This window comes from Veillonella parvula (assembly GCF_040097785.1).
Taxonomy (GTDB): Bacteria; Bacillota; Negativicutes; order Veillonellales; family Veillonellaceae; genus Veillonella; species Veillonella parvula_D.
Genome location: NZ_JBBNNS010000002.1, coordinates 1 through 17108 on the forward strand (window position 1 = coordinate 1; position 17108 = coordinate 17108).

Annotated in this window: 13 protein-coding genes, 3 tRNA genes and 1 rRNA gene; all 17 read right to left on the reverse strand. The window is 39.9% G+C overall.

The genetic code is table 11. The features are described 5' to 3' along the window. Window positions 1-100, reverse strand: a 16S ribosomal RNA gene (locus AAA071_RS04000); the annotation flags it as partial. A gap of 333 nt (window positions 101-433) precedes the next feature. Then, window positions 434-509 (reverse strand) — tRNA-Lys (locus AAA071_RS04005). A 4-nt stretch (window positions 510-513) separates the two neighbouring features. Then, window positions 514-588: transfer RNA gene (locus AAA071_RS04010), tRNA-Gln, on the reverse strand. Window positions 589-612: 24 nt separating this feature from the next. Further along, window positions 613-688 (reverse strand) — tRNA-His (locus AAA071_RS04015). Window positions 689-906: 218 nt separating this feature from the next. Next, window positions 907-1746 (reverse strand): polyamine aminopropyltransferase, encoded by an 840-nt coding sequence (gene speE / locus AAA071_RS04020; protein ID WP_004695340.1) that lies wholly within the window; start codon window positions 1744-1746, stop codon window positions 907-909. Between the two features lie 83 nt (window positions 1747-1829). Beyond that, the gene (locus tag AAA071_RS04025; RefSeq protein WP_004695338.1) at window positions 1830-2459 is read right to left on the reverse strand and encodes a hypothetical protein; all 630 of its coding nucleotides are present in this window, start codon (window positions 2457-2459) and stop codon (window positions 1830-1832) included. A 4-nt stretch (window positions 2460-2463) separates the two neighbouring features. After that, entirely contained in the window at window positions 2464-2898 is a 435-nt protein-coding gene (locus AAA071_RS04030) for a peptidylprolyl isomerase (protein WP_004695336.1), read from the reverse strand. Continuing rightward, window positions 2895-3602 (reverse strand): tRNA threonylcarbamoyladenosine dehydratase, encoded by a 708-nt coding sequence (locus tag AAA071_RS04035; protein ID WP_349234048.1) that lies wholly within the window; start codon window positions 3600-3602, stop codon window positions 2895-2897. Before AAA071_RS04035 ends, AAA071_RS04030 begins: the two co-directional genes overlap by 4 nt. Further along, window positions 3602-3976: a VOC family protein gene (locus AAA071_RS04040; RefSeq protein ID WP_004695332.1), complete on the reverse strand. Its 375-nt coding sequence runs from the start codon at window positions 3974-3976 to the stop codon at window positions 3602-3604. Before AAA071_RS04040 ends, AAA071_RS04035 begins: the two co-directional genes overlap by 1 nt. Before the next feature lie 92 nt (window positions 3977-4068). Further along, the gene (locus AAA071_RS04045; protein ID WP_349234049.1) at window positions 4069-7152 is read right to left on the reverse strand and encodes an AAA family ATPase; all 3084 of its coding nucleotides are present in this window, start codon (window positions 7150-7152) and stop codon (window positions 4069-4071) included. Then, entirely contained in the window at window positions 7153-8385 is a 1233-nt protein-coding gene (locus AAA071_RS04050) for an exonuclease SbcCD subunit D (RefSeq protein WP_155086589.1), read from the reverse strand. It lies immediately after the preceding gene. A gap of 216 nt (window positions 8386-8601) precedes the next feature. Continuing rightward, window positions 8602-9438, reverse strand: a complete 837-nt coding sequence (locus AAA071_RS04055) for a deoxyribonuclease IV (RefSeq protein WP_021148455.1) — start codon at window positions 9436-9438, stop codon at window positions 8602-8604. A gap of 193 nt (window positions 9439-9631) precedes the next feature. Further along, window positions 9632-10051 carry a Fur family transcriptional regulator gene (locus AAA071_RS04060; RefSeq protein ID WP_004695325.1) on the reverse strand — a complete coding sequence of 140 codons (420 nt, stop codon included), beginning with the start codon at window positions 10049-10051 and terminating at the stop codon, window positions 9632-9634. A gap of 170 nt (window positions 10052-10221) precedes the next feature. Beyond that, window positions 10222-11769: a degradosome RNA helicase CshA gene (gene cshA / locus AAA071_RS04065; RefSeq protein ID WP_008715062.1), complete on the reverse strand. Its 1548-nt coding sequence runs from the start codon at window positions 11767-11769 to the stop codon at window positions 10222-10224. 680 nt (window positions 11770-12449) lie between these two features. Beyond that, on the reverse strand, window positions 12450-13934 hold the full coding sequence (locus AAA071_RS04070) for an aldehyde dehydrogenase family protein (protein ID WP_004695312.1): 1485 nt from the start codon (window positions 13932-13934) through the stop codon (window positions 12450-12452). A gap of 261 nt (window positions 13935-14195) precedes the next feature. Beyond that, the gene (locus AAA071_RS04075) at window positions 14196-16508 is read right to left on the reverse strand and encodes a Tex family protein (protein ID WP_278618672.1); all 2313 of its coding nucleotides are present in this window, start codon (window positions 16506-16508) and stop codon (window positions 14196-14198) included. Then, the gene (locus AAA071_RS04080) at window positions 16505-16999 is read right to left on the reverse strand and encodes a dihydrofolate reductase (protein WP_077707591.1); all 495 of its coding nucleotides are present in this window, start codon (window positions 16997-16999) and stop codon (window positions 16505-16507) included. The genes AAA071_RS04075 and AAA071_RS04080 overlap by 4 nt, the downstream gene beginning before the upstream one ends. Window positions 17000-17108 lie beyond the last annotated feature (109 nt).

Here is a 17108-nt window from a genome sequence, read left to right on the forward strand (position 1 = left end):
AAGATTGATAGAAGCAAGCTTCCATCGCTCTTCGTTCGACTTGCATGTGTTAAGCACGCCGCCAGCGTTCGTCCTGAGCCAGGATCAAACTCTCCAAGATATCTTGAAGCTATTTGAATAGCTCATTATTTGTTGTCGTTACATTGAAGTAACTTTGAATTATGGTTGGTTTTGACTTTGTCAAAACCCGCACTCTGGCATATGTTCAATCGTTTTGATTGATTACCTATCATTGTTCAGTTTTCAAAGATCTGTTACGTTAGTTCTGCGCCCTAACGACTTGTATAGTATATCAATCTAACCTTAAATCGTCAACCTCTTTTCCAAAGATTTTTTCAACCGATTTTTGATTAAATTTATACTCACAATCATAACCAAAATCTCTAAAAATAGAGATAGAAAACTCACAAACCGAAGTTTGTGAGTTTTAATTTGGTGACTCACCCGCGACTCGAACGCGGGACACCCTGATTAAAAGTCAGGTGCTCTGCCAACTGAGCTAGTGAGTCATGTTGGCAGGGGTGGCTGGGATCGAACCAGCGCATAACGGAGTCAAAGTCCGTTGCCTTACCACTTGGCGACACCCCTACAGTGATTACGATGTGTAGGTTATGGGGTGAGTAGTGGGGATCGAACCCACGCGTAACGGAGCCACAATCCGCCGTGTTAACCGCTTCACCATACCCACCACCTTGTAGGTATCGAAGACATTGTCTTCGTAACAAAGAGAATTATATCTTTTCTAGAGATTTGTGTCAACACCTTTTTCTCAATTTCATTAATTTTTACAAACGAAACTTTTAATTGTGTTATCTCTAATATAAGCCCTTTAATCCCCATATAAATAAGGAAGCACTATCGGAAACTTTCGTTTCACAAATGGTGCTTCCCCATTATACATATTATTTACTTAGTTGGCAAATAATTTTTTACAAAATTTGGCAATGCAAATGCAGCTTTTTGAATATCTGCATTATAATACTTAGTTTCAAAGTTTTGTTCACGGTTTGGAGTCCATGTTAGAGGATCAAATGTTTTGGAACCCAATGTAAAACAATGCATTCCTGCAGGATAGATTGGAATAAAAGCTGTATATAAGCGAGCAATTGGGAAATGGCTATTAACGTAACCAAAAACTTTTTCCACTAATGGTTGATGTAACATCGGAGATTCTGTTTGTTGTACAAACAAGCCATCAGCTTTCAAAGCTTTTAATGTATTCTTATAGAATTCTTCTGTAAATAAGCCTTCACCAGGACCGATTGGATCGGAACAATCCACGATAATTACATCATAGTAATCTTCTGCTTCTGCCATGAAACCAATACCATCACCAATTTTTACAGTCAATTTAGGGTGGTTTTCAATCATAGCTTTAGCAATAGTTGGTAGATATTGTTTTGCCAACTCTACAACCTTACCATCGATTTCAACCATTGTTACTTCTTTTACACAATCATGACGTACACATTCTCTAGCTACGCCACCATCACCACCACCGATAATCAAAACGCGCTCAGGATTAGGATGTAAGAACAAAGGGATATGGCTCATCATTTCATGATAGATAAACTCTTCACGCTCAGATGTTTGGAACACGCCATCTAAAGCGAGCATCATACCATACTCTTTTGATTTAAAAACCTCAATTTTCTGGAACTCAGATTCCCCAGAGTAAAGCACTTCTTCCGCTTCAGCGCTTAGACGTAAGTGAGGTGTTTGTTCCTCAGTAATCCATTGACTCATGTAGTACCTCCTACTATTTATACTACAATACGCATCGCAAATCACTGCGATGCGTATGTATATTACTTTAATTGCTCTATTACTTACTCTTTGCGACTAATGTAACAGAATCCACCACCTAAAATAGTGTCTTTCATCCAATTCGCCAAAGAGAAATCACGAATTTCACCTTCATCAAAGATGCCACAGCGGATATCATCGCCGTCCATAAACATCTTGTGAATCGGAACCCAATGCCAGGTATAGAGAGCCTTCTCTTTTCCTTTATGACGATTTAAAAATGCTACAGGCACATCCTGTGCCAATGCATCATGTATAAACTGAGCTGCAGCCTCCACCTCTACGCGTGATGCACAGAACGGAGATACATTCAACATATGTACATCATAAGATAGGCTTTTATCCTCGAGTAAGCGAGTAAGACCACGTTCCATCCATTGAGTTTTATAAACACCACCACCAAAACGTGGCTTTACATATTTCCAAACTAAGTTCATCCGTTCTAAAGCAAGCGTTTGGTCGGATGTGGTTTCTAGATCTAATAAGCCATCCCTAAATAGCGAATAGCCCAATACTTGTGATGCCGATGTAGGCCCACAACCAGACAAGCGTTGCCACTCATCAGTGAACCACTCTTGGTCATACCCATATGATGTTTTACCATTTACATCGATATATAGCCATTCTGGATGTTTAATAGATACTTCATTCATGAGATTAACCTTCGATTACTTCTACAGTTTCCATGATAGCACCTTGTTGGATACCATCAACTACATCCATACCTTCAATGACTTTACCAAATACAGTATGTACACCATCTAAATGAGGTTGTGGCTCATATACAATAAAGAACTGACTACCACCAGTATTAGGGCCACGGTGAGCCATAGATAAAGCACCGCGCTCATGTTTATGCGGATTGCCAACTAATTCATCTTTAATTGTATAGCCAGGACCACCTGTACCGTTGCCATTAGGACAACCACCTTGTGCTACGAAACCAGGAATTACACGGTGAAAACGAAGGCCATTGTAGAAGCCTTTGTTAATCAAGTCGATAAAGTTTTGTACTGTGCCAGGCGCTTCTTTTTCAAATAATTCAATTACGATATCGCCGCCGTCAGCCATATGGATTTTCGCTTTTTTCATTGTTCAGGTACCTCCAAAATTGTACGCAACACATGTGCTGCTAATATAAAACCTGCCACTGGTGGCACAAAACTACATGTCCCAGGACTTGTGGCATCACCACGGAACTGTGGTTTTGTCGGTTTTTCAGTAGAAAATAAAACTAATTGTTTTTTTATACCCCGTTTTTTGAGTTCCCGACGCATAACGCGTGCCAAAGGACATGTATGAGACTTATTGATATCTGCAATCATAAGTTTTTCTGGGTAAAAGCGATTACCTCCGCCCATACAAGAAATAACAGGGATGCTTTCACGTTGACAAACCTCAATGATATTAAGTTTCGCCGTTACCATATCGATGGCGTCAATAACATAATCAACGTTCAAGCTTTGAATAAATCCAGGATAGTTTTCCTCAGTATACATAATATCATGAGTTTCTATCACCACATCAGGATTGATAGAAAGAGCTCGCGCCTTTGCTACATCTACCTTACGTTCCCCAATCGTATTATGAGTCGTAATCATTTGACGGTTCAAATTGCTAGGCGCTATGGAATCTCCATCGATAATGACGATGCGACCTACACCAGCTCGCACCAATGCCTCAAGGGCACCACCACCTACGCCACCTACACCAAAGAGCGCGATAGACGTGTCTCTTAATGTTTGGATTTTATTGGGACCAACCAACCACTCTAAACGGGTTAACATATATTCCATTAATATTTCCCCGCCGGAATGATTTCTGTCCAATATCCATCTGGATCTGCTATGAAATAAATACCCATATCAGCATTCTCATAAGCAACAACGCCCATTTCTTTATGCTTTTTAAGAGCCGCTTCATAGTCATCTACATAGAATGCCAAGTGGAATTCATTATCCCCCAAATTATAAGGACGATCCCAGTCACGCAACCATGTAAGTTCTAATTCATGTGCTGTATAAGGACTTTTTAAATACACGAGGGTAAAAGCACCGCTTGGGTCTTCCAAACGACGAGACTCCTCGAGCAATAACGCCTCTTTATAGAATGCTAGACTTTTATCAAGGTCTTTAACATTTATATTATTATGAGCAAACGAAAACTTCATAGAACCCCCTTCGTAAATACAGGATGTTTTTGTAGGAATTCTCCTCTTTTTATAGTAACACATTTGGCAAATCTATATCTAGTTTATGATATCTAGTTAATAACAAATTTTGCCGTACTACCGTCGTCACCTCGAGTCACTTCTAAATGAGCAGGTATACGAGACTTTAACTCAGGTACATGAGAAATGATGCCGATGAGACGTCCTGACGCTTGCAACTGTAACAATGTTTCCATGGCGAGTTCCAATGTATCTGGATCGAGTGTACCAAAACCTTCATCAATAAACATCGTATCCATATGGATGCCACCAGCATAGCTTTGGATAACATCCGCTAATCCCAAGGCAAGCGCCATAGAGGCCAAGAATGTTTCACCACCAGATAAGGTATTTGCTGGTCTAGATTGGCCTGTAAAAGCATCCATAACCGCCAAATCGAGGCCTTGCTTGCCACGACCACCACCTGTATAGTCGGATCTCTCCAAGGAATATCTGTTGCGACTCATCTTCTGAAGTCGTAAATTAGCAGCATATACAACCTCATCTAAAATCGCCCCCAGTACATAGCGTTCAAAGGTAACATTTTTAAAGCCTTGCTCCCCACCATTAGCGAGATCATTTAATCGGCTTAAGAACTTCACCTTTTCACGAGCCTCGCCCATAGCAGCTTCGAGTGCTTCTAATGAGGTGAGCGTAGTTTCGATATGCTTTGTTTCTTTATCCCATGCCGCAAGATTACCTACTAATATATCTCGATGCTCTACTGCTGTAGCATAGATTTCATCAGAAACAGTATCACTTGGTTTAACCACAGTTTCTGCTACCTTTAACGCCGCATCATATACAGCTTGTGCTTTATTAAAGGCTTCATCCAAAGCATGCAGCTGTATTCTATAGGTCTCTATCTCTTTAATATCACGTAAAGCCTCTACAAAATCATTCTCTGTTAAAGAAATGGATTGTAATGACTTTGTATAGTTCTTATACATCAAAATAAGATTTTTTGTTTCTTCTTTTACTTGAGAGGACAAAGTTTCTAAGCGTCCGCGTTTGGCATTCAATTGTTCTCGAGCAGTATCTAAATTAGTTTTGCTAACTTTCACCTGCTCATCGTAGAGTGTAATATCACTATCCAATGACTCTACCTGTTTTTGCCATGCATCTATATCCGTGATTGGTAAAGTTTTAGATAGAGCATCAATGTTAGCTTGTACTGAGCTAATACGAATTTCTAGGTCGTGTAGATTTTTAAGTAATTCATTATGGGCAAGTTCTAAAGTTGCTAACTTATCTCTAGCTACTTTTAACTTATGTTCATTGTCAGCTATAGTCTTACTCAACAATTCAGACTCACCATGTAAAGCTGTAAGTCGCTCCATTTTAGTCAACAAATCTTGTTGAACAGATGTAAAGTTTTTCTTAGAAAAACCATCCATAGATGACTTAAGTTTGGAACATTGTTCTACTTCTAACTTAGCTAACTCCTTAAGACGAGCATCTAATGTTTTCTGTTGTCCCACTTCGCTAGCTTGCTTTTGCAGTGCCACGTCACGGGTTTTGCGAGCCTCTTCAATTTCATCCTTAGTCGGATACATCTCCGGCTTAGCAGCTAACCGTGGATGATCTGTAGAGCCACAAACCGGACAAGGCTCATTATCTACAACTAAATGAACTAGCTCAAAGGCACGCCCTTCTTGCATTAGATGCTCTAATCGTTCAAGATGTACCTTTGCAACCTGCAAGGTTTCATCTAAAGACGCTAACGTTTGACCTTTATCGTCGATTTCTTTTTGTACCTTATTAATTTCTTCTAGCAATTCAGAATATCTATGTAAATCATTTAGTTGCCCTTGAATAACATTAGCATCCTCTAAGAATTTGTTATTATCTCGTAACTGTTTACGCAAACGTTCTAAGTCGTTTTCTAAAGTTTTCACAAGCTTCCGTTGTTTAGCTAAGGCATCCTCGCTTTTTTTACTATCTAATTCTTCTAAATTACTCTGTAATGTGGACAATTCCTTTTTCAATACATCTAATTCATTAAACTTCTCTGCTTGTTGTTGAAATTGAGCCAAAGTAGTTCTTTTAGCTTGTATACTTTCAGCTTGACCTTCTAAGTCACTGTATACGTCTAAACATTTAGCCTCATGTTGAGTTGCTAGTTCTACATGTTCTTTCGTATCTGAAAGGGCTTGTTCTAAAGTTTTTAATACAGCTTGTTTCTCAATATATTGTTTATATAATTCATGAGTTGGTGCCAAAGAGTTAAGGAACTGAACCTTTTCGCTTAGATTTACACGCTCAGTTTTCCTTGCTTTCACCATGTCAAGTTTCGAAGTAGCCTCAGCAAGAGATTGTTGAGCCTGATTATATAAAGACCATTGATTTCGGAGCACATTAAACTGTTCTACCACGGTTACTGCCTCATCTCGTTCTACCGCGAGAGCATCTCGATGTGGGCCCCGATTTGCTAGTAACTCACGCACATGCTCAATGGTTACCATTGGAGTCGCTCCATCATGAGGGATGGACTGCATAAATGCAGTTTGCTTAGTTAGATTTTCTTCAATACCTGCCTTTGCTTCATCATAAGCAGCCTTCAGTGCTTCTTGTAATTTTCGATATAGCTCCGTTCTAAAAAGTGTATGTAGTAATTCCTCACGTTCACTCGTAGAGGCCACTAGCAACTTTCGGAATTCCCCTTGAGGTAATAGCACAACTTGTAAGAACTGATCCTTACGAAATCCTATAATTTGCTGAATAGTATCGCGAATGACGACAGCAGAGGTAGCAATGACCTTCCACTCACCATCTTTCTTCTCATATACAGTAGCGCTAGCATTCTGCTCACGCATCCCTGTACCACGTTTCTTTGCTACCATCTGTTTCGGTAATCGTTCAACACGATATTGTGCATTGCCAATAGCAAAGGAGAAATCGACACGAGTCATACGATGAGGTTCTGCAAAGTCACTGCGAATAGCATCTGTTTTGCGTACTTCTCCACTCGGCTCACCATACAAGGCATACACTATGGCATCTAAGATTGATGTTTTCCCTGCCCCCGTAGGACCAGCAATGAGAAACATGGAATGGTCTTGAAGCTCATTAAAATCTAAAGTGACCGAATCACGATACGGACCAAAGGCTTCTATAGTTAATGATATAGGCTTCATTTAGTCCTCCTTAAGAATTCGGTCCCATACAGAGTTGATATATTGCTGTTCTTTCTCTGTTAAAGGTTCCTTCCACACAGTTTCTGCAAACTGATTAAATAGATCACGTTCATTTAATTCTTTGAAAATTGCCTCACCCATATCTGCTACAGGCCCTGCCACGCGACCAACTAGATCAATGGTCATACAACGATGATATACCTGGCGCAGTTTAGCCATTCCATCCATAATCGGCATCGTATCAAGTAAACGGGCTTGCACATAATCATCCCTATGTTTAGCCTGTAATGCTTTATCATTTAACAGGTCTTCAAAATATCCTTCCAAAATAACTACATCTCGCTTCGCCTCTACAGGAATCGTGTTAATATCTACGTTCCCCTTTGTATCCATATCAATGATGGTGAAAGACTTCTTCTGCATATGTTCATCAAAGGAATATTTTAATGGAGATCCACTATAGCGAATATGATCAGCTCCCATTCGCTGAGGCCCATGCAAATGTCCCAAAGCAGTATAGTGAAAATCTTTAAAGACTTGAGGATTTACCTGTTCACTACCACCTACAGACAAGGTACGCTCTGAGCCCCCTACTTCACCTCCCATAACAAAGGCATGGCTAATGGCGATACTGCACATCCCCTTAGGTACTTGTTTATACAAGTGGTCGCTCCAAGCCTGATACATTTGGTCATAATTATGCAGGTTCAAAACGCTTTCACAATTTTGTTCATAACACGGTGTTACTATGTCAGCAATTTCAGTATCGGTAGTTTCTGTATTAGTAGACTCTACATCAGCAAATAAAGCCTCTCCTATGCGCCGGGGTTCACTAAAAGGCATAGGACAAATTGCCACCTTGCCATCTGTCCCTTCAAATTCAAAAGGCATCAACGCGTGATGAGGAGAGCCCCAAATATGGATACCCGATTGGCCCAACATAGAGCGCCCCATTTCAAGACGTTCCGCCCCATCGTGATTACCGCTCACCACAAAGAGAGGCACCTTGCAGTCCATAGCGAGACGAGTGATGATGGAGTCCCACAATTCGATAGCTTCAATGGGTGGCACCGCTCTATCAAAAATATCCCCTGCGAGCAATATACCATCGATGTTTTCATCTTTCAAAATATTAAAAAACTGATGTTCCAACACATGAGCTTGGTCCTCTGTTAAGTACTGGCCATAAAAAATACGCCCTAAATGCCAATCAGCAGTATGTAAAAAACGCATTTTGTCCCCCTTTCCAGCTCTCCCTATACCTTACACAATGTATGTATTCAAAGGCCAAAACAAGCTATTAGTCCCATAAGTTTATGGAAATTCAATAATTTTATATAACTTTAATAGCCTTAACAGTTTTAATAACTTTATGTATTTGCAATAACTAGTATAGTATCAGGTATTCTACATATTTATTATATAACTAAATTAACTTCTGTATTTTAATTATTTATTCTCTACGATAGAGCGTAGCATAGAAATTTCCTTTGCGTACCCGTCCAATTCATTTGGTGTTTCCAAATAGAATGGCAAGTTCGTCAATTTAGGATGTGTTACAACGCGAGCAATAGCATCGATACCAATATGTCCTTCCCCAATTTTTTCATGACGATCTTTATGAGCACCCATAGGATTTTTAGAGTCATTCAAATGAATGGCTTTCAAACGATCAAGACCTACAATTCGATCGAACTCGTCAATAACGCCATCGAGATTATGTACGATATCATAACCCCCTTCGTGAATATGGCAAGTATCAACACACACACCCATGTACTCTTTTAGTTTTACGCCATCGATGATGCGTGCAATTTCTTCAAAACGAGAGCCAATTTCTGTACCCTTACCAGCCATTACTTCCAAGAGGACTGTTGTCTTCATACCTGGGAATAAGATTTCATTCAAGCACTCTACAATGTACTCAATACCTTGATCTACGCCTTGCTTCACATGGCTACCAGGGTGAAAGTTATACATTTGACCTGGTAAATATTCCATACGCTCTAAATCTTCCATCATAGATTGCTTCGCAAAAGCGCGTAAATCCTCTTTGGCGGCACATGGGTTATAAGTATACGGTGCATGGGCCAACAAGGTACCAAAGTTGTGTTCTTTCATATATATACTAAGGTTATTCATATCCTCAACATCGAGAGCTCGCATGCTACCACCGCGAGGGTTGCGCGTAAAGTATTGGAACGTATTGCCCCCAATTTTAGTCGCTTCCTTGCCCATATGTAAATAACCTTTGCTAATTGATAAGTGACTGCCTATTACAAACATAATACTCCTCTATATATGACTATACGATTTCTACAATTTTATAATTATAAAACGCCTAACTCTAATATCTATTGTATTATGCTTATAGCTATTTTTGTTACTATAGCTATTCTATAACACTAATAGATAAAGATATATGATAACTAATATAACCCCTGCCGTGAAGGAGCCCTTCAACAACAGGGGTTATCTATTAATGACTTTCTTTTTTTGCACACTCAGGGCAAACACCTTCGAAGGTAATATGTTGACCTGTGATTTGATATTCACTACCTTGATCAGCAATCGTTTTGATAGCTTTCAAATCAATGCCCATCATGTCCTCTACCTTATTACAACGAATGCAACGGATATGGGAATGAGCTTGTGTGTCCCAATCGTAATGAGCGCGCTCATCACCAACTTCTAGAATTTTAACAAGACCGATTTTTTCAAAAATCTCCATCGTCTTATACACTGTAGCCAAGCTCATGCTTGGATGTTCTGGGCGCAACGTATGATACAACATCTCTGCTGTTGGATGATCATGATGACCACGCAAAGCATCATAAATCGCAATACGTTGTGGAGTTACTTTAAACCCCTGGCTACGCAAAATTTGTGCGATATCCATAATAATCTACCTTTCTCCACTTGGAAATCTATAAGGCATAGGCCATTATCGACCGTTTACAAGAAATAATTATTATTTATTATACCAAAATTCTCAATACTTATCAAGATAAATAGTATTAACTATTAAGTAATAAAAAATGTGGATTGACAGAAGCAACCCACATCCTATTAGTCTTTAAAGTAAGGTTTAAAACCTTCACTTTGATGGCGAGTTTTTTTCTCGCCACGCGGACGATCAAATTTACGATCATCTCTGCGGCGGTCACCTTTACGGTCATTGCGACGATCACTTCTACGATCATCGCGACTGCGACGTGGGCGGTCATCTCGACGACGATCACCATCACGACGGCGACGATCACTTCGACCACTTTCACGACGACGGCGTACGCGCAATGGTTTTTCTTCTGTAATATTTACAGGAGTAGTATCTGGTTCTTTTGTTAACAATTTAAGAGCTGCCGCCAAAAGTGTTACGGAATCTGTATCATTCAACAATTCCTCAGCACTAGATTTGAAAGGCGCCAATGCTTCTAAATTATCTGTCATTTCAACGAGGCTTTCAATTGCCAAACGTTGTTGACCTTCAAGAACTTCACCTAAGGAAGGTGCACGACGACGTGCAATTTTACGTTTTGTTAAACGCTCGATAGCATGTAAATGCTCCATTTCACGAGGGATAACGAACGTGAAAGCTTGACCTGCTTTACCGGCACGACCTGTACGACCTACGCGGTGTGTGTAGCTTTCAGGATCTTGAGGCATATCATAATTATATACGTGAGATACGCCAGAAATATCAAGACCACGAGCTGCCACATCTGTAGCCACGAGAATATCAATGGTACCTTCGCGGAATTGGCGAATTACGCTGTCCCGTTTTTGTTGAGACAAGTCGCCATGGATGCCTTCCGCCATGTAACCACGTTTCTTAAGGCCTTCTGTTACTTCATCAACACGACGTTTCGTACGCGTGAAGATAATAGCAAGTTCAGGTGTTTGAATATCAAACAAGCGGCAAAGAACATCGAATTTTTGACGGTCTTGCACTTCGATATAGTATTGTTCAATCAAGTCCATCGTAACTTGAGTCGGTTTCATGCGAATCAATGTTGGCTCTGTCAAATATGTTTCAGCTAACTGTTGGATAGCTTTAGGCATAGTTGCAGAGAACAACAATGTTTGATGGTCTTCTGGGATAGCACCCAAGATTTTATTGATATCATCAACAAAGCCCATATTTAACATTTCGTCGGCTTCGTCCAATACCACAACTTTCACATGGTCAAATTTAATAGAACCACGGTCCATATGATCCATCAATCGGCCAGGAGTGGCAACGATGATTTGAGGGTTCTTTTTCAAGGCACGGAACTGACGATTAATATCTTGACCACCGTAGATTGGTAGTGCTGTGATATTCGTGTACTGAGCCATTTTGTTAAGCTCTTCAGCTACTTGAATAGCTAATTCTCGTGTAGGGGATAAAATAACTACTTGAACGTGACGCTCATTCCCGTCTACGCGTTCCAATACAGGCAAGCCAAATGCTGCTGTCTTACCAGTACCTGTTTGAGCTTGACCGATCATGTCCTTACCGCTCATGGCAACTGGGATAGCTTCCTGTTGAATTGGCGTAGGCTCTTCAAAGCCCATATCGTTTAACGCTCTTAGAACAGGTTCGCTAATCATTAATTGTTCAAATTTTTCTAACATCTAAATGTGTTTCCTCCTATCGCGCACGAACTATGCGCATTTAAATAGTATATCATATTTCGAGGGTGAGCGCTATAAAAGTAATTCTGAATCTAAGCTAAATAGGATTTCTTTTCCCCTTTAAATGTTCAATCAACACAATTCCACCTGATACACATAACAAAACAAGATATGACAAATGAATAGGCGTATACAAGCATTCAACAAGAATAACCCATAGAATTAATAGTAATTTAGAAATCCATTTCGTTCTTATTTTATCAGCAATCATAAATATAGATAAATTGATAATTATTTTAATAATTATCGCAGAGATGATAACTATAGAAGTAAATTCTTCTCTATAATCCGTCAGTTCATATAAGGGATATAATAAATAACTTAACAAAACGCTAAGTATTATTATGAACCAAATATTTATTCCCTTTAAAAATTTACATTTTCTATAATAGAAAACGCCAACCAAAAGAAATAGTAAAACACTAAGCAATATTCCTATAATTAATAGATAATCTAAATGAATCATGGTTTATATTGTCCTCTCAAAACAATACATTTTCGTATGGCTACAATTATAACATACCGTATACTTTCACATATAATAGACTATTATTTAGCGCAAAAGAGGCACCTCATTCGAGGGGCCTCTTTGCTATAGTTTATTGGAAAGTTGTATATAATTAATCTAAGTCGTAGAACCCAGATGGTTTATCGCTCAAGTTTACGATGATATTTTTCATTTGAGTGTAATGCTCAAGGATAACTTTGTGTGTTTCACGACCGATACCGGATTGTTTGTAACCACCGAATGGTGCGCCAGCTGGGATAGAGTTATATGTATTTACCCACATACGACCTGTTTCGATACCGCGAGCTACGCGGATAGCACGGTTGATGTTTTGAGTAAATACGCCACCGCCAAGGCCGTATAAGCTGTCATTTGCTTGTTCTATAACTTCTTCTTCGCTGTGGAATTTGATGACAACGGCTACAGGACCGAAGATTTCTTCGCGAGCTACGCGCATATCATTTGTAGCATCTGCGATTAGTGTAGGTCTTACAAAGCAACCTTTACCAAGTTCACCATCAGTAACACGCACACCACCGGCTACAATGCGAGCACCTTCTTCTTTTGCAAGGTCTACATAGCTAAGTACTTTATTAACTTGTGCTTCGTAAATCAAAGAACCAAGTTGTGTAGATTCTTCCCAAGGTAAGCCAACTTTTACTTTATCAAATAAAGCGGAAAGTTCAGCTACAAATTTATCATAAATTGTATCTTGTACGAAGATACGGGAACCTGCGCAACATACTTGGCCTTGGTTGAAGAGGATGCCGAGCATTGCCCCATCAAGAGCTTGTTTCCAGTTTGCATCTTCAAAGAAGATATTCGCAGATTTGCCACCTAATTCCAATGTCGCTGGAATCAAACGTTCAGATGCTGCTTTATATACATCTAGACCTACCTCTGTAGAGCCTGTGAAAGCTAACTTGCTGAAGCCTGGATGATCAAGGATATATTGACCGGATTTAGAACCTTTACCTGTTACGATATTTACAACGCCTGGAGGCAAGATTTCTTTCAAAATGTCGCCTAGTTCCAAAAGGCTAAGAGATGTATGGCTAGAAGGTTTGATTACAACTGTACAACCTGCTGCAAGAGCTGGCGCCAATTTCCAAGCGGCCATTAGGAATGGGAAGTTCCAAGGTACTACCTGGCCTACAACCCCAATTGGTTCACGAACGATAAGGCTCAATGTATTTTCGTCAAATACTTGTGCAGAGCCTTCTTCGGAACGAAGCACGCCTGCAAAGTAACGGAAATGGTCCGCCCCAAGTGGAATATCCACGTTCAATGTTTCACGGATTGGCTTACCATTGTCGTATGTTTCAACTTGTGCCAAATGTTCTTTGTGAGCATCGATAGCATCCGCAATTTTCAATAAATAGTCAGCACGTTCTACTTGAGAAACGTTTTTCCACGTTTTGAAAGCTTCTGTTGCAGCCTCTACAGCTTTATCAACATCGCCATATGTAGCCTCTGCACAGATAGCGAGTTGTTCGCCATTAGCAGGGTTATATACATTGAATTCAGCACCGTCAGATGCCTTTACCCATTCATTATTAATTAAAAGTCCATATCTTTCTTTAAGGTTCAAGCTCATTGCATTACCTCCTCTTTAGGAATATGATTTAGGAATTTCCCCTCTGTGATTACATCATACTCCTTATATCTAAAATTTTCAATTAGATATACCATTTTCGATATATCTGTTCTGCATTAATATGCATAGATTTTAGTTATATAGAAAAACCGCACCCTCTAAAACCATAGAGGGTGCGGTTTTTCGTATAATGACTTTTAGTCAAGAATGAGTTTCATTTAAAATCTATTAATATAGATTAACTAGCCTTCTAAGAAATTATCAGTTTCGACGATTCCCATTATTACGAGAGCCATTATTGTGATTATCATTTTGACGTCCGCCATTATTACGGTTGTTATTTCGGTTATCATTATTTCGACGCTGACCGTTGTTATTTCTATTATGGTTATTATCGTTATTCTTCGACTTTTCCGGTTGCAATGCTTTTACAGATAAACCGATACGATTGCGTTTTACATCAACAGAAATAATTTGCGCTTCGATAATATCACCTACCGCAAGTACATCAGATGGATGTTGACGGCTATTGCAAAGCTCGCTGCGATGTAATAGACCATTCGTTTTAAGCCCAAAGTCTACAAAAGCTCCGAAATCAACTACGTTATGAACAGTACCTTTTACAACGGTACCGACCTTGATATCTTCAAGGCTCACTACGTGTTTTCTGGTCAATGGAGCCGGTAAATCTTCCCGAGGGTCGCGACCTGGTTTAGCAAGAGCCGCCAAGATATCCCGAACAGTCGGCACGCCCGCATCAAGCTTGGCAGCCATTTTATCGGCATCCACAAGAGGTAATTTTACTTGCAATGCTTCTAATTGAGATTTATCTTGTAAATCTTTTAAGGTAAAGCCTAATTCACCAATGATGCGCTCTGCCAATTCATAAGACTCTGGATGAACGGATGTATTATCCAGTGGATTTTTACCGTGTTGTAAGCGCAAGAAACCAGCACATTGTGTAAAGGCTGCAGGGCCTAAACGAGGCACTTTTAACAATTCCTTACGGCTTTTAAACACACCATTCTCTTGACGGTATGCAACAATATTTTTAGCCACCGCACTAGAAATACCAGCAACATGCTGCAAGATAGCTGGAGATGCAGTATTTAGCTCTACTCCAACGTGATTTACTACAGTTTCAACTACTTGATCCAAGGTATGAGTCAATTGTTTTTGGTTTACGTCATGTTGATATTGACCTACGCCAATAGATTTAGGATCGATTTTAACAGATTCAGCCAATGGGTCTTGCACACGGCGTGCAATAGATACAGCACCTCGAATAGTTACATCTAAATCTGGTAACTCATCGATAGCTAATTTAGATGCAGAGTATACAGATGCGCCTGCTTCATTAGTAATGATATAGTGGCAATCTAATTTTTCCTCTTCAATCATAGTAGACGCAAATTGCTCTGTTTCATAGGATGCAGTACCATTACCGATAGATAAAAGAGTAACCTTAAACTTACGGATTTTATCAGCCAATACCTTTTGAGCTTCCTTGCGAAGCTTTTCACTATTTGTTAAATAGTACGCACCGTAATCGAGCACATTGCCTTGTTGATCGATAATCGCCATTTTACAGCCAGTACGGTAACCAGGGTCAAGGCCCATGATAACATGTCCGGCCAATGGTGGTTGTAACAATAGATTTTTGAGATTTACACCAAACACCTTGATAGCTTGCTCATCGGCTTTTTCCGTCAATTCATTGCGGATTTCACGCTCTAAAGCTGGGAAAATAAGACGTTTGTACGCATCAGCTACAGCAGCCGCTTTATACTCTGCGAAGATAGACTTCGGATTTTTCTCTAACTTTTGTAACATATAAGCAACATAGGTGTCACCTGGTACAGTTAGAGCTAATTTCAAAGCACCTAATTTTTCGCCGCGATTAACCGCCAAAATACGATGGGACGGCATTTGACGTACAGGCTCAGCATATTCAGCGTATTGCAAGAATTGTTGTTGTTCTTCCTCTTCACCGCTCAATTCAGCTTGAATAAAGCCTTCATTCCACATCTTCTTACGCAAGTACGCCCGGAAGTCTGCACTATCACTGACGATTTCCGCTACAATATCAGAAGCACCTTGTATGGCATCCTCTGGCATAGGAACCTCTTCTGTTATGTATTCTTTTGCAATCTCTAACGGATCTCCAGAGGTAACCGTATCGTTGATAATCATATCAGCCAATGGTTCTAAACCACGTTCGCGGGCAATCATAGCACGCGTACGTTTCTTTGGACGATATGGCAAGTACAGGTCTTCTAACTCTTGTAGCTTTGTAGCAGCTTCCAAAGACTTCATCAACTCGTCTGTCATCTTTTCTTGCTCTGTAATAGAAGCAATGATTTCTTGGCGACGTGTTTCTAAGTTGCGCAAGTATTTAATGCGTTCTTCAATGGTGCGCAATTGCTCATCTTGCAATTCGCCCGTTACCTCTTTACGATACCGCGCAATAAATGGCACCGTATTGCCTTCGTCCAACAATTCTACGGCAGCTTGCACCTGCTTTGGCTTAACATTTAATTCACTGCCAATAATGGCAAACATTCTTTCACTCATTTAGATGCCTTTCTGCGATAGGTTACAAAACGATGAGGATATTTGTTCTTTTCATCCACCGCGCCATCTACTACGGATTCGATGGTGAAAGCATCCTCTGAGAATTCAGGGAAAAATGCATCCCCATCAAATTCGTGGTCCACTTCAGTGATATACATAGTATCTACATAAGGTAGAAAAGCTTCGTATACTTGAGCGCCACCAATAACGTAGGCCCCATCAAGAGCACGTGCTGCTTCAGCAGCCGCCTCAGGGTTATGGAAAATCTTAACACCTTCTGGTGCATCAAAGCCTTTATCACGAGTAATTACCCAATGCTCACGATTTGGCAACAAAAACGGTAAGCTTTCAAAGGTCTTACGGCCCATGATAATAACATGTCCTATTGTTTTTTCCTTAAAGAATTTCAAATCATTTGGCAAATGCCAAATCAAAGTATTATCTTTACCGATTACACGATTATGTGCTACGGCTACGATTAATGCTAACATACTGCCCTCTTTCAGTTAATACTATATGGCAACAGTCATAAATTATACTATTTAGCAATGGCTATGAACACAATACTATATAGCAATAGCCATACATATTATGCTATTT

What these genes read in the sequence shown, in the direction of transcription:
- cshA (WP_008715062.1), bottom strand. Translation starts at nt 11,769, where the DNA reads ATGTTAGAAAAATTTGAACAATTAATGATTAGCGAACCTGTTCTAAGA.
- AAA071_RS04040 (WP_004695332.1), bottom strand. Translation starts at nt 3,976, where the DNA reads ATGAAGTTTTCGTTTGCTCATAATAATATAAATGTTAAAGACCTTGAT.
- speE (WP_004695340.1), bottom strand. Translation starts at nt 1,746, where the DNA reads ATGAGTCAATGGATTACTGAGGAACAAACACCTCACTTACGTCTAAGC.
- AAA071_RS04030 (WP_004695336.1), bottom strand. Translation starts at nt 2,898, where the DNA reads ATGAAAAAAGCGAAAATCCATATGGCTGACGGCGGCGATATCGTAATT.
- AAA071_RS04070 (WP_004695312.1), bottom strand. Translation starts at nt 13,934, where the DNA reads ATGAGCTTGAACCTTAAAGAAAGATATGGACTTTTAATTAATAATGAA.
- AAA071_RS04055 (WP_021148455.1), bottom strand. Translation starts at nt 9,438, where the DNA reads ATGTTTGTAATAGGCAGTCACTTATCAATTAGCAAAGGTTATTTACAT.
- AAA071_RS04025 (WP_004695338.1), bottom strand. Translation starts at nt 2,459, where the DNA reads ATGAATGAAGTATCTATTAAACATCCAGAATGGCTATATATCGATGTA.
- AAA071_RS04060 (WP_004695325.1), bottom strand. Translation starts at nt 10,051, where the DNA reads ATGGATATCGCACAAATTTTGCGTAGCCAGGGGTTTAAAGTAACTCCA.
- AAA071_RS04045 (WP_349234049.1), bottom strand. Translation starts at nt 7,152, where the DNA reads ATGAAGCCTATATCATTAACTATAGAAGCCTTTGGTCCGTATCGTGAT.
- AAA071_RS04075 (WP_278618672.1), bottom strand. Translation starts at nt 16,508, where the DNA reads ATGAGTGAAAGAATGTTTGCCATTATTGGCAGTGAATTAAATGTTAAG.
- AAA071_RS04035 (WP_349234048.1), bottom strand. Translation starts at nt 3,602, where the DNA reads ATGGAATATATGTTAACCCGTTTAGAGTGGTTGGTTGGTCCCAATAAA.
- AAA071_RS04080 (WP_077707591.1), bottom strand. Translation starts at nt 16,999, where the DNA reads ATGTTAGCATTAATCGTAGCCGTAGCACATAATCGTGTAATCGGTAAA.
- AAA071_RS04050 (WP_155086589.1), bottom strand. Translation starts at nt 8,385, where the DNA reads ATGCGTTTTTTACATACTGCTGATTGGCATTTAGGGCGTATTTTTTAT.